Raw genomic sequence first — 14,302 nt, 5'->3', positions numbered from 1 at the left:
GGGCTAGCAGCCCTTTTTTATTATCTTGAGTTAAATCACCTCAATAGAAATTACCAGCTCAATGTCACTTTCTGCCCTGTTTCCAACGATTTCTGTGCGGCATCAGCGAGCATTTGTGCACGACGACCGTCTTCGAAGCTTGGAGAGACTGGTTTCTTCGCTAGAACGTTTTCAATGAAAGACGTTAGCTGCAAGTTATAAGCATCCACATAACGATCAATAAAGAAGTTATAAAGCGGATCTTTTACTTGTGTCGTATCTTTGGTGAAACGCGTTACCGACGTTGGCGTTTGGTTGTTTGAAATCACCATGCCTTCCGAGCCGAAGGCTTCCACACGTTGATCATAACCGTAGATTGCACGGCGTGAACCGTTAATGTGAATCAAGCGACCAGACTGGCTTTTCATAATAAGCATCACGCTATCAACATCACCAATTTCGGTGATCTTTTCATCCACCATAGCACTACCGAAAGCTTGTAACTCAACAATTTCTTCACCCAAGACAAAACGCGCCATATCGAAATCATGAATAATCATATCGCGGAAAATACCGCCAGACGATTTCAGATACTCCACTGGCGCCATGCCTGGGTCACGACTGGTAATGATGATTTGCTCTAGCTTACCAATACTGCCATCTTGCGCAGCTTTGACCACTGCTGCATGACTTGGGTCGTAACGACGGTTAAAACCAATCTGAATCGGCACCCCACAATCTTTAATTTGCTCTAAACACGCGTTCACCGTGGCCGTGTCCAAATCAATTGGCTTTTCACACAAAATGGCTTTTCCCGCTTTAGCGGCTTTAATAATAAGGTCCACATGCGTGTCTGTACTGGTTGCAATCAACACAGCATCGACTTCAGGATCCGCTAAAGCCACTTCTACGCTATCCGCTACCTTAGCACCAGTGGCTTTCGCCACGGCCTCTGCCGCTGGCGCATAGACATCAAAGACATATTTTAAATTAGATTGGGCAAACGCCTGAATATTTTGGGCGTGCATTTTTCCGATTCGACCAGCACCAAATAACGCAAAATTAAGCATAGTTTTATCCTTAGGTTTATTTTTTTTATACAAGGCGACTATTAGACTTGTAGATATTCTTTCAAGCAAGCGACGTTACGAGCGAAGCCAAGACGAGGCAAAAATAGACGAGAAGGCGGAGTTTATGGGTTATAAATGAGCAATTCGAGTCTATTTTTAACAAAGTATTGACGAGCGCAGTAGTCGCCCAAAAATTAAAACCATTTATATTTTTTTATCTCGTTCAATAATCCACTCATGATCCGGATCATTATGAAAAATCCAGTTACGACTTGGCCCCGCCATGACGTTCAGATAATAGGATTGATAACCATGAGGTACGCCAACTGGATGATAGCCTTCTGGCACCATGACGAGATCACCGTCTTCCACGGCCATGGTTTCATCAATGCTTCGGTCATCGGTATAAACTCGTTGGAAAGCAAAGCCTTGTGGCGGATCTATCTTGTGATAATAAGTTTCTTCCAGCTGGGTTTCAGCAGGCGCCGCATCGGTATCGTGTTTGTGAGGCGGATAGCTTGACCAGCCGCCACTTGGCGTAATCACTTCGCAGACTAACAAGCTGTCAGCGGGTTCATTACCGAATAAGATATTGCACACATGGCGAGTGTTGCTGGCCACACCACGAGTTTCATATTGACATTGCTCCGGTGTGATCAATTTCGCTTGGAATCCGCCTTTGCCTGGTGCCTTACAAAATGCCACTTCTACATCAGTAATAGCATCGATACAAATTTCGTCTTGCGCTGGCGAATACACTGAATATGGTGCTTTTTGATCAAATACACTCATGCGGTCACCAATGTTGTCCCAAGTTTCGAGCTTGGTACTAGCATTCGCTTTACCAGACAGAATCACCGCGCACACTTCATCTGTACCAGTTTGAATCACTACAGACTCGCCAGCTTTAAGTTGATGTGCTTCAAAGCCTACATAACGCCAATTAGCACTTTGTGGTGTGACATGCTGCGTCAATGTTGTGCCGTCGAGCGGGCGTTTCTTACTTAATAAATGTGACATACAAACCTCAATCGTTATTATTTTATCGAGAACATTTCCAGTCGTCTAAAGCACTATCGACTCACTTCATATTGCTCTACCTCAACCCATGTTCTTTTTTCATAGGATTCCACTACACTGTCGAGAATGATATTAACCTGAGTCGCAGTTCGAAAATCTGGCCACAAAGGAGCGTCATGAACAACACCTTGGAATAAGTCTCGAATCTCAACCGCTTTCATGTCATTGAAACCCAAGCCATGGCCTGCTGAAACACAAAATGCTTGATAATCAGGATGCTCAGGCCCCACTAGAATACGCTTGAAGCCTTGAGTCTGTGGATTACCTTCAGCGATATACAAAGACAATTCGGACAAGGTTTCTTGATCGAAAATCAAGCTTCCTTTGGTTCCTGTGATTTCGAAAGACAAGCCATTTTTTCTGCCCCATGCGATACGGGACGCCTCCAATGTGCCTTGTGCACCATTAGCAAAGCGCACCATCATATGAGCTTGATCGTCGTTTTCAACTTCGCCAACACCGACTTTAGAATCGCTTGAAGTTTGAGCTAAAGGACGCTGCTGATGTACCACTTTAAGATCGGCACACAATGACGTAATTGGTGCGACCAAATGAGTCGCCAGCTGCACTAGATGAGACGCTAAATCGTTCAGCGCTCCCGTTCCAGCAAACTGCTTTTGCAAACGCCAACTAAAGGGTAGATTTGCATCTGCAAGATAATCTTCATTAAACACGCCACGAAAATGTACTACGTCACCGATATCACCACGAGCAATTAATTGCTTAGCAAATTGCACTGTGGGGTTCTTGATGTAATTAAAACCAACCAGTGTTTTTACTCCTGCTCGTTCAGCAGCCTCAGTCATTTCTTTCGCATCGGAAGCATTTAGTGCTAACGGTTTTTCACTATAAACATGTTTACCTGCTGCAATGGCAGCCAAAGCAATTTCTTTATGTAGAAAATTCGGAGCACAGATATCGACCACATCAATATCCGGATCGTTAATTAAGCTTTTCCAGTCCCCTGTAGAGCGATTAAAGCCCAATTCCAAGGCTTTCATTTCAGCTAATTCAGGCGTTGCATCAGCTAACATCTCACAATGTAATTGGCTTTGTGGAATGGCAAAAGCTGCCATCGCATTTCGGTAGGCAATCGCATGTGATTTTCCCATGTAGCCTGAGCCAACCAAGCCAACACGCATTTTTTTTATTGTCATAATCATGCCTCATATTCTGTTGTATTAATTCCACCAAACTACATCAGTCATTAATACATAGAATTTCGTGTTTTTATTCTAACGATAGACACATGATAGAATATTTATTTCATTTATTTCAATAGATAAAAAATGTTTTTTTATAAAGCCCTCGTGAAAGCATCAAAAAACGGCAAAACATCATTAAAAAAAACAATATAAGTTCATATATAACAAAAGGATAGATAACTAATAAAAGAATTATTCACAGTCAAGAAACATGGAATATACATTCTAATAGACCATAATTTTCGTCTTAGACAGATAGGATTCACAACCTAAAACCTACTAATATCCTTAATTTATAGGCTTAACTCAGGCGGCAAGATAAGCGATAGCAAACAAAGAGAAAGAGCAAATCAGTTGTCGTTTTCAAGTCGCTTGCCTAAGCTAACAACTTGATCATTACCGTAACCAATCGCATTGTAAAATGCGATAACGGTTTGATTTGTATTACGGACTTGCAGATTAATTTTGGGGCAGCCTTTAGTAATAATTAACGCTTCTACGGCTTTCATCATTGCCTGTCCATAGCCTTTTCTTTGATAATCAGGACTAACAGCAAGATAATTAATCCAGCCACGATGACCTTCATAACCTCCCATTACTGTGGCAACCACGTCGTTATTGACGACGCCAACAAGAAACAAATCAGCATCTACCTTCAGCTTTCGATCAATGTCTTTATGCGGATCATTCTGAGGAACCACTAAACTACATTGATTCCACAAAGCAATCACCGCTTCTCTATCTGTTTCTTCATATGGACGAATATTCATAAAGTTCAAATCTCTCCTATCTGGTGGCCATCGCTAAAACGACTTTTCACCACGCTTTAGCACCCAATACAAATAAGCAACTATTGCTAAGTTAAACAACAGTATCGAAAAATTGACCAGGTTGGGGGTTTGATAAATAGCATAAAGCTCAAAGGGGATATAGAGCGAACCACTAATAAAGGCGAACCATTCTGTCCAACGCAGTTTATGCCATAAGCCATAGGCGATGACAAAGCGAAAACAGGCGTACATAAGGGAAACTGAGATCACTAAAACTTGGTCTTGCTGAGCCAGTTTTTCAATAAAGGTTAACAGTAAATCGATATAATAATTATTGGGCGAGATAGGCCAATTTTTCATTATCTGTGCTGCAAGCTGATGGAGATCTTGCTTCGCTATTATGTTTACGCTCAATGCAACGCATAAGGCCAATACACCTTTTACACCATCAATAACAGCAATGGCTTTTAGACCTTCAAACTTCATAAGCACCACTTCTTAAAAAAAACCAGCATACATCAATTCGATGACAAAAAAGTGATGATAACAATAGCTTTGCAGAGCAAACAAAAAAGGCGAGTAGGACAAAAAACCCAACTCGCCTTGATAGAACTTAGACAAAGCTACACTTTAAATTTGTCTAAAGATCTCGCTTGTTCAACGGTAATTTCAACCATAGTGTCACAAAGCACAGACTGTCCTTGTGCAGCATCTGAAACCGACTGGCTAATATCACGAATATTGGTGGTATTACGGTTGATTTCGTTTGATGTCGCACTTTGCTCTTCTGCCGCAGCAGCAATCTGTACTGTCATGTCGTTTATTTCATTGATACTTAAGCGAATCGCCTCTAGAGACTGCTTAGCCTGATCGGCAATTTGCTGGGTTGCATTGGCGTTTTCTCGGCTTTCAAGAATGGCTTTTTCAGCACCTCTTACCCCAGTTTGTAACTGTTGAATCATTTTCTTAATTTGTTCTGTGGACTCTTGTGTTTTTGACGCCAATGTTCGCACTTCATCGGCGACGACAGCAAAGCCTCGGCCTTGCTCACCAGCTCGTGCCGCCTCAATAGCAGCATTCAAGGCTAATAAATTAGTCTGATCAGCTATGTCGGTGATAACAGTAAGAATTGATTCAATATTATCGCTATATTTCACTAAGTCATTAATAGTTGTTACAACATCGCCCATTTTCTGAGTCAGCTCAGCAATCGAAGTAGTCGTACGATCAACAATAACTTCGCCCTCTTTTGCAGCAGCGTCTGCTTGATTTGCACGGCTTGCGGCTGTTTGAGCGTTGTCTGCCACATCATGCGCTGTCGCTGACATTTCATGCATCGCAGTAGCCAGTTGATCCAACTCATTAAGCTGAGTATACAGTTGTTTCGATGACTCTACGGAAGACACTGCCGTCTTATCTGTATTTTCGCGAATATGACGAGATTGGCTTTTTACTTCGCCAATTAAGCTCTGTAAATAATCAATAAATTTATTAAACTCGCTCGATACATGACCGAATTCATCGTCACTAGTAATCGCAAGGCGTTTGGTTAAATCCCCTTGCCCACCATTTATATCTTTTAGTGATTCATGTAAAGCACGAAGTGGTTTTAGCAAACCAGTCACGACAAAATACAGCACGATAGAAACAAGTAAGGCGGCAATTAAAGTTCCCCAAAAAGCGACCCAACCAAACTCTCGAACACTGGCAAATAACTTGTCTTCATCTAAAACAACACCGACATACCAATCTGAACCGTACAAATTAGGCAATGAACTAAAAGACACATATACAGGCGTACCGTCAGCCAGTTTTTTTTCAACCAAGTCTTTACTCAGTTCTGGCACACCACCTTGCAATAAATTAGATACAGATTTGCCGTTCAAATCTGCATTTGGGTGGCTGATTATTTTTCCATCTTTACTCAATAGGAACGCATAACCTGTGTTATTGAAGTTAAGCGCATTAACTGCTTCAGATACTGTATTAAGATTTAGATCTCCACCAAAAGTACCTTTAAATTGGCCATGGTCAGAAAAGTCTGCAATCACAGAAATCAGAATATCGCCCTCAGTCGAGACATAAGGTTCTGTTAGCGCTGCTTGCTTATGCTGCTTCCCCATGCCGTACCAAGGGCGTTTGCGGGCATCCCAGCCCGGTGGGTTCCAATTAGGATCATTGGTGATTCGACTACCGTTAATATCCAAACCACCAAACAGTAAAATAAACTCGTCTTTATAAATAGGTAAGTCGAAAGCTTTTTGAATGGTTTCAGGACTAAAGTCCGCATCAACTGTTTGCGAAATAGCTTCAATCAAATCCATTTTATTTTTAAGCCAGTTATTAACCTGCAAAGCGAGAGCTTTACTACTTTCTTGAGTACTTGTCGTTGTTTTCTCAAACAATGCACTTCTAAGGCTGCTGTATTGCAACCACGAGTACATCGAGAATGCTAAAACAACAACAATTGATGCACACCAGACAACCTTATGAGAAACCTTCATTACTAAATTATCCTATAAAATAAACGAAAAAAACTTATCACTTCCATGCAAATTCAGAGATAACAAAATTAATGACATTGAATTATGTCAATCCAATGAATTTCGGAGGAATTTATAACATCAACTATTAAAGTGCCACCTTTAAAACGTTGTTTTTTTGTAGTAACGAAAGTTTTAGCAGAAAACCGATAATTATTCCTATAAAAAAACCCCGCATTCCTTTCGGAAGCAGGGTTGGGTGTTGGTAACACTAGGAGATTAAGCTAGATCAAAACGATCCAACTCCATTACTTTAGTCCATGCGGCAATAAAGTCTTTCACAAAACGTTCTTGTGAATCAGAGCTCGCATACACTTCTGCAATAGCACGAAGTTGAGAATTAGAACCAAACACTAAGTCGGCACGTGTTGCAGTCCATTTGATCTTACCTGTTGTACGGTCACGACCTTGGAACTCCTCCTCTTCTTCAGAAGTAGCAAACCACTTGGTTCCCATATCCAACAAATTCACAAAGAAGTCATTGGTTAACGTTTCTGGTTGGCTTGTCAAAACTCCATGTTGAGATTGACCCGTATTGGTATTCAAGACACGTAGACCACCTAACAACACTGTCATTTCTGGTGCTGAAAGGGTTAGTAATTGCGCTCTGTCTACTAACATTTCTTCAGCAGACACAGTGTATTTACCTTTTAAGTAATTACGGAAGCCATCTGCAGCAGGCTCAAGGAAAGCAAAGGATTCCACATCGGTTTGTTCTTGAGACGCATCAGCTCGGCCTGATGTAAATGGGACTGTAACGCTGTGTCCCGCTGCTTTTGCAGCCTGCTCAACGCCAACAGATCCACCTAATACGATCAAATCAGCAAGAGAAACCTGTTTAGTTGAATCTTGGGCATTAAACTCAGCTTGAATGCCCTCTAAAACAGACAACACCTTAGCAAGTTGCTCAGGCTGATTTACGGCCCAATCTTTTTGTGGAGCTAAACGAATACGAGCACCATTAGCACCACCACGCATATCTGAACCACGGTAAGTCGATGCAGAAGCCCAAGCTGTAGAAACAAGCTGTGCAATGGACAATCCAGAAGCTTGAATTTTTACTTTAAGGTCTGCAATGTCTTGGTCATTAACCGAAACATACGTCACCGCTGGAATCGGATCCTGCCATACCAACTCTTCTTGTGGCACTAGAGGCCCGAGGTAACGAGCCACTGGACCCATGTCACGGTGAGTCAATTTGTACCAGGCACGAGCAAACGCATCGGCAAGTTGATCTGGATTCTCATAAAAACGTTTAGAAATTGGCGCATAAATCGGATCATCACGTAATGCCAAATCCGATGTAAACATAATTGGCGCATGACGTTTAGATGAATCATGAGCATCTGGAACAGAGTTTGCTGCCGCACCACCTTTTGGAGTCCACTGCCAAGCGCCTGCTGGGCTCTTAGTTAATTCCCAATCATACTCAAACAAGTTTTCAAAGTAACCGTTGTCCCAAGCAATTGGGCTCTTCGTCCAAGCGCCTTCAAGACCACTAGAAATAGTATCGACACCTTTCCCCGTGCCCATACTATTACTCCAACCAAAACCTTGCTCAGTAATGCCTGCCGCTTCTGGATCAGCGCCAACTTGAGCGGCATCACCTGCACCATGGGCTTTACCGAAGGTATGGCCACCAGCAATCAAGGCAACGGTTTCTTCGTCGTTCATCGCCATACGTTCAAAAGTATCGCGAATATCACGGGCGGAAGCGAGCGTATCGGGCTTACCATCTGGACCTTCTGGGTTAACATAAATTAAACCCATTTGTACGGCTGCTAAAGGGTTTTCAAGTTCACGATCGCCAGTATAACGTTCATCATCTAGCCAAGTTTTCTCAGTTCCCCAATAAATGTCTTCTTCAGGCTGCCATACGTCAACACGACCACCAGCAAAACCAAACGTTTTGAAGCCCATGGATTCCAATGCACAGTTCCCCGTTAAGATCATCAAATCTGCCCAAGAGATCTTACGGCCGTATTTTTGCTTAATAGGCCAAAGCAAGCGACGCGCTTTATCTAAGTTAACATTATCTGGCCAGCTGTTTAATGGTGCAAAACGCTGAGTACCTGACGTCGCACCGCCACGACCATCAGCCGTACGATACGTACCTGCACTGTGCCAAGCCATGCGGATGAAGAATGGGCCATAATGACCGTAATCAGCCGGCCACCAATCTTGAGAGTCTGTCATCAACGCAAATAAATCTTTGCGAAGCGCTTCAAGATCTAAGCTATTAAATTCTTTGGCATAATCAAAATCTTCGCCCATTGGGTTAGATTTTGGCGAATGCTGGTGAAGAATGTTTAAGTTCAACTGATTCGGCCACCAGTCTTTGTTTGATGTACCGCGGCCAGATGATTGATTTGCACCTGCGGCACCATGATTAAAAGGACACTTACCTTCATTCGACATCTTTTCGTTAGACATAACGCTCTCTCCTACTTGCTGCTTAGAACATCTTATTTTTCAGTAACACTTCATTAACTATAGTTATAAACTTAAAAAGAGTGAGTAACTAATAAATAAAAACTAAGAAGACAATAGGCAATGACTGCCTTGGCTTTTACCTAATCAATTGTGACCATTTTTCATAATCTCGCCACAAACTCATTTGATAAAAAGCATTTACCCAAAACTGGTTCATAAGTTGCTTATAAACTAAAGGAAACCACAAATAAGTGACTTTGACTAAATCATCATGGGGAACAACTATGACGCAATCAGATTATCCATTAATTGAAGTGCCTAAAGATAAACGCCGAGGACTACTGCCAATGGCAGTGATTCTGCTTGGTTTTACCTTTTTTACCGCAACCATGTGGGCTGGAGGAACATTAGGAGCCGCGTTTTCATTTTCAGAGTTACTCTTAGTTATTTTAGTCGGTAACTTTCTGCTAGGCATTTATGCTTCTGCATTAGCATTCATTGCCTATAAAAGTGGTTTAAATAGTGTCCTAATGGGAAGGTTTTGCTTTGGTGAAATTGGCAGCAAGTTAGCAGACTTCATACTTGGCTTCACTCAAATTGGCTGGTACGCATGGGGAACAGCAACGCTTGCAATTGTGTTAGTCAAAATTACGAACATACCAGAAGCATGGCAAACGCCCTTAATGATTTTATTCGGCATGGCTTTTTGTATAACCGCCATGATTGGTTTTCGTGGCATGGATATCTTGTCCCGAGTAGCGGTTCCTGCCATGCTCATTTTTATTTTAATCAGCCTTTACACAGGATTAGTCGATGTTGGCGGTATATCCGCTTTGTTTGGCATTGAGCCAACACAAAGTTTGAGTTTCACCGCAGCTATCACCATAGTAATTGGCACCTTTGTCAGTGGTGCCACTCAAGCAACTAACTGGAGCCGATTCGCCAATAGCGGAAAAGTCGCTATTTGGGCAACCATGGGGGCCTTCTTTTTAGGCAATGGCCTGATGGTATTAACCGGAGCACTTGGTACGTTAATTTACCAGCAAGCTGATATTGTCGACGTCATGCTCGCGCAAGGCTTTATGGTACTGGCTGTGCTTATGTTGTTTCTCAATATTTGGACAACTCAAGACAATACCATTTACAACTTTGCCGTCGCCGGCTGCAATCTTCTTCGAACCGATAAGCGTCGAGTTGTGACCATCGCTGGCGCAGCCATTGGTACCGTCATGGCGGTATTTGGCATGTATAACTTTCTCATTCCTTTTCTGGTCTTGTTAGGAACATTTATCCCGCCAATTGGTGGTGTAATCATGGCTGATTTTTGCTTGCGCCATAAAGGCCAATATCCATTGCTAGCCAACGCAAACTTGCCCGCTTTTAATTGGATTGGGCTTTGCTCTTATGCCATCGCCTCAGCAGCAGCCTACACATCTCCGATGATGCCACCTATTGTTGGGGTCTTTGTCGCAATAGTGGTTTATGGCGTATTATCTTTTCTATCTCATAGACAAACCGTCACTGCATGATAGAAACCATGTGATAAATGCATTGATTATCGAGAAAATATTATTTCACCATCACAACATCGAAGAACAGGTTTCCACGCCTGCTCTGCAACACGATTGAGGTTTTTATGCACATTATTAACGCCCGTTTGCGCCAACGTTCAGAGCTATTTTCTATCTATATTGATGAAGGCCGTTTCAGCAAAATTGAGGTACAAGAAAATACATTAACAGCAGCTGATAATGCTATAGATGCTGATGGTAAACTAGTTTGCGCACCATTTGTCGAGCCACATATTCATCTTGATGCCGCCCTTACTGCTGGCGAACCAGAATGGAATCAAAGCGGTACCCTTTTCGAAGGCATTGAACGCTGGAGCCAGCGCAAGCCTATGTTGAATGAAGCCGACATTCGTCGCCGCGCACTATCGACCATAGAGTTACTGGTACAAAACGGTGTACAAGCCATTCGAACTCATGCAGACACCACTGATCCGACGTTAATAGGCGTTCGAACCCTTTGCGCTCTGCGTGATGAATTGAAAGACAAAATCGATTTACAAGTGGTTGCCTTCCCACAAGATGGCATGCTGTCTTACCCAAATGGCTTAAAGCTGATGGAAGAAGCCTTAGAAATTGGTGCCGATGTGGTCGGCGGGATTCCACACTTTGAATACACTCGTGAACTGGGTGAGAAATCCGTCAAGCTGATAATAGAACTGGCAAAAAAATACGACCGTTTGATTGATGTTCATTGTGATGAAATTGACGATCCAAACTCACGCTTCTTGGAGTTTCTGGCCTGTGAGGCTCTGTTTCATGACATGGGATCTAAAGTCACTGCAAGTCATACCACGGCCATGCACTCTTATGACAATGCCTATTGCTCGAAGCTGTTTCGTTTATTGAAAAACTCCGGTATTAGCTTTATATCCTGCCCAACCGAAAGCATTCACTTACAAGGTCGCTTTGATACTTACCCTAAACGCCGTGGCGTGACCAGAGTTAAAGAATTAAGAGAAGCTAATATCAATGTTTGCCTAGGCCAAGATTCTATCTTCGATCCTTGGTATTCACTAGGTAATGGCAAGCTGCTACGCACATTGGATTACGCCATGCACATCTGCCAGATGATGGGGTATCAAGACTACGCCAGCGCTCTAGATATGATCACAGACAACAGCGCTCGCACTATGTGTTTGCAAGGTTATGGGATAGAAGTAGGCAACGCAGCAAACTTTATCTTGTTGGAAGGGTATGACGACTACAGTGTGCTGCGTCAGCAAGGTGAAGTATTACTGTCTGTACGCCATGGTGAAATCATCATGCAACGCAAGCCGTCTCAGGTGATCACTCAACCTTGGATTACACAAGTAATAAAATAATTAGCCAGTAAAAACATAAAAATGATTGCCGATATCTAAGAGATACACCCAGTCATTTTTAATTAAAAAAGACTTTTCTAGAAAAAAGGTGAAAGACATCGCCACGCTCTCACCTTTTCTAATTTTTCGAGTTTTATTGAACACAACATAAAACTGTCACTAAAAAAGGTGTGCATTAGTTTAAAAATTGATCACTATTTTTTTGCGCTAATAAATATCCTTTCCTAGACTGTAATTAACTTACAAACTGATAAAGGATTATACATGCGTATCCATTCTATTCGGATCAAGATGATGCTCCCTATCATCTTTCTATCGATTATTTTAATCTCTCTTTTTGCCTTTATGATGCTGATGAGCAGCATACAAAAAAATAATATGAAGTTACAGGCAGAGCATTATTTTGAAGCTATTTCAGAAGTATTAAATGCTGACCGAGACATTTATCAAGCACGACTAGCACAAGAAAAAATGCTCGATGGCCAAGGGCCAAAAAATGGCAATGAGGCCGATTTTAGAGAAAACGCCCAACAAGTGTTTGATCGTTTTCAACTATATAGACAGTTCCTTGCCGATGAACCAAAAGATCTTCTCGCGCCTTTTGACTCTTTTAATACGCTTTATAACGAATGGCTAAAATCAAGCGAGAGTCTCATTGACACCTCAAAAGGCAGCGTTCAGTTTTCAGAAACAATGATAGCGTTAGATAATAAATTCCAAGTCATTCGCAATATGCTCGATGATGCGGGGGAAAAATTACGAGCGCACACCCACAATATACAAGACCAAATAAATTCCGCTGCCGAACTAAATAACTATGTAGAAGCAATTACTGAAGTATTGAATGCGGATAGAGATTTGTACCAAGCACGTTTAGCACAACAAAGAATCATTAATGGCATTGGCGATCGTACTGATAATAAAGAAGACTTCAAACTAAATTCAGCGCAAGCATTGGAAAGGTTTAGAGCATATAGAGGCTACCTTATACATGAACCTGAACTCGCAAAACCTTACAGTGAATTTGATGTACTTTTTAATGAATGGTTTGAAGGGAGTCTAGTTCATTTTGAATCTCCTGAGGCTCAAACATCTAACAAACTTCCGCAAGAAATAATAAATGCAGACGAAAAATTTGCAGCCATTCGTTCACTTTTGGACAAAGCAGGTGAAGCAGTAAGAAAGCATTCCAGAGAAATTGAAGAAATAACCAAAAAAAATATCGCACGTAATCAAGAAATCGCCATGATAGTTACGGCTATCGCCTTTATCATTTCTCTTATTTTTGGCTATATCATTCCCCTCAAAATCACTAAAAATGTAGAGAATATGGGACGTCGTATTCGAGAAATTGCAGAAGGTGACGGCGATTTAACACAAAGAATCAACTCAAGTGCTAAAGATGAGCTTGGCGATCTAGCTAAAGAATTTGACGGTTTTGTGGAACAGCTGCGATCAATTATTAGCAATATACATAAACAATCATCCGCCCTTGGCAGTATGACAACGGAGTTAAAAAACGCCTCCGAAACCACAAACAATATTACTCATGCTCTAGTGAATGCATCGTCATCTATGATTAATGCAGGACAAGAGATGAATCTATCAAACCAACAAATGGCAGAAGTGGCAAAAGAGACAGAAACAGAAGCTACCGCTTCAAGTAAATTAACTGCACAAGGTATTCAAGCGGTAAATACATCACACAAAGCTATTTCGAGCTTAATCAGCAATATTGAAGAGTCATTAAAACGAGCTGAAGAGTTAGAAAGAAGCTCAGAGAATATCTCGTCAGTTCTTGAGGTCATTAGGAATATTGCCGAGCAGACCAATTTACTCGCCCTAAACGCAGCCATAGAAGCCGCTCGTGCTGGTGAGCAAGGACGAGGATTTGCCGTCGTCGCTGATGAGGTGAGAACATTAGCAACTCGGACTCAAAACAGTACGGATGAAATAGAGACGATCATCGAACAACTCAAACTAAATGTTAAAGAGTCCTCGATTTCCACTCAAAATAGCCGTGATAATGCCGACAACACAGCGTCAAATTTTGATAGCGTTATCAACATCTTTGACTCCCTCAACTATTCATTCGAAAAAGTACAAAAAATGGCATCAAAAACGGCCAAAGCGACACTTGCACAAGCCACCCTGTCAGATGGTATAAATCAAAGCCTGATAGAGTTGAAAGAACAAACCGATGGCGTGAAAGACGTCTCAAACCTAATAAACAAACAGTCCACACAAATAACAAATTTGTATAAAACACTAAATAATGAAGTAGGAAACTTTAAAATCTAGTGTTACTAGAGATAGAGATTAGTAAAAG

The 14,302-nt window shown here is 41.7% G+C and carries 10 protein-coding genes; 3 read left to right on the top strand and 7 right to left on the bottom strand.

All coding sequences use genetic code 11. The features are described from left to right. Window positions 1-50: 50 nt before the first annotated feature. From iolG to katG, 7 genes are all read right to left on the bottom strand, one after another. Window positions 51-1,049 (bottom strand): inositol 2-dehydrogenase, encoded by a 999-nt coding sequence (gene iolG, locus KPL72_RS12165; RefSeq protein ID WP_212918364.1) that lies wholly within the window; start codon window positions 1,047-1,049, stop codon window positions 51-53. Window positions 1,050-1,253: 204 nt separating this feature from the next. Continuing rightward, entirely contained in the window at window positions 1,254-2,069 is an 816-nt protein-coding gene (gene iolB, locus KPL72_RS12160; protein ID WP_219702960.1) for a 5-deoxy-glucuronate isomerase, read from the bottom strand. Between the two features lie 53 nt (window positions 2,070-2,122). Further along, window positions 2,123-3,286 carry a Gfo/Idh/MocA family protein gene (locus KPL72_RS12155; RefSeq protein WP_219702958.1) on the bottom strand — a complete coding sequence of 388 codons (1,164 nt, stop codon included), beginning with the start codon at window positions 3,284-3,286 and terminating at the stop codon, window positions 2,123-2,125. Window positions 3,287-3,684: 398 nt separating this feature from the next. Further along, window positions 3,685-4,104 carry a GNAT family acetyltransferase gene (locus KPL72_RS12150; protein ID WP_219702956.1) on the bottom strand — a complete coding sequence of 140 codons (420 nt, stop codon included), beginning with the start codon at window positions 4,102-4,104 and terminating at the stop codon, window positions 3,685-3,687. A gap of 33 nt (window positions 4,105-4,137) precedes the next feature. After that, the gene (locus tag KPL72_RS12145; protein ID WP_212918360.1) at window positions 4,138-4,590 is read right to left on the bottom strand and encodes a DUF2127 domain-containing protein; all 453 of its coding nucleotides are present in this window, start codon (window positions 4,588-4,590) and stop codon (window positions 4,138-4,140) included. Window positions 4,591-4,727: 137 nt separating this feature from the next. After that, complete coding sequence (locus KPL72_RS12140) at window positions 4,728-6,608, bottom strand: methyl-accepting chemotaxis protein (RefSeq protein WP_219702954.1); 1,881 nt, start codon at window positions 6,606-6,608, stop codon at window positions 4,728-4,730. A 258-nt stretch (window positions 6,609-6,866) separates the two neighbouring features. Beyond that, window positions 6,867-9,080 (bottom strand): catalase/peroxidase HPI, encoded by a 2,214-nt coding sequence (gene katG, locus KPL72_RS12135; RefSeq protein ID WP_219702952.1) that lies wholly within the window; start codon window positions 9,078-9,080, stop codon window positions 6,867-6,869. 284 nt (window positions 9,081-9,364) lie between these two features. Here katG and codB point away from each other — a divergent pair, with 284 nt between their 5' ends. The 3 genes from codB to KPL72_RS12120 all read left to right on the top strand — a co-directional run bounded on the left by codB (window position 9,365) and on the right by KPL72_RS12120 (window position 14,274). Continuing rightward, entirely contained in the window at window positions 9,365-10,609 is a 1,245-nt protein-coding gene (gene codB / locus KPL72_RS12130; protein ID WP_219702950.1) for a cytosine permease, read from the top strand. Between the two features lie 107 nt (window positions 10,610-10,716). Beyond that, window positions 10,717-11,973 carry a cytosine deaminase gene (gene codA, locus KPL72_RS12125; protein WP_219702948.1) on the top strand — a complete coding sequence of 419 codons (1,257 nt, stop codon included), beginning with the start codon at window positions 10,717-10,719 and terminating at the stop codon, window positions 11,971-11,973. Between the two features lie 471 nt (window positions 11,974-12,444). After that, window positions 12,445-14,274 carry a methyl-accepting chemotaxis protein gene (locus tag KPL72_RS12120; RefSeq protein ID WP_249422229.1) on the top strand — a complete coding sequence of 610 codons (1,830 nt, stop codon included), beginning with the start codon at window positions 12,445-12,447 and terminating at the stop codon, window positions 14,272-14,274. Window positions 14,275-14,302: the final 28 nt, after the last annotated feature.

It is taken from the genome of Marinomonas lutimaris (assembly GCF_019426345.1).
Lineage (GTDB): Bacteria > Pseudomonadota > Gammaproteobacteria > Pseudomonadales > Marinomonadaceae > Marinomonas > Marinomonas lutimaris.
The sequence above is the reverse complement of the archived record's forward strand: the minus strand, read 5'-3'. Positions and strand labels throughout refer to the sequence as shown.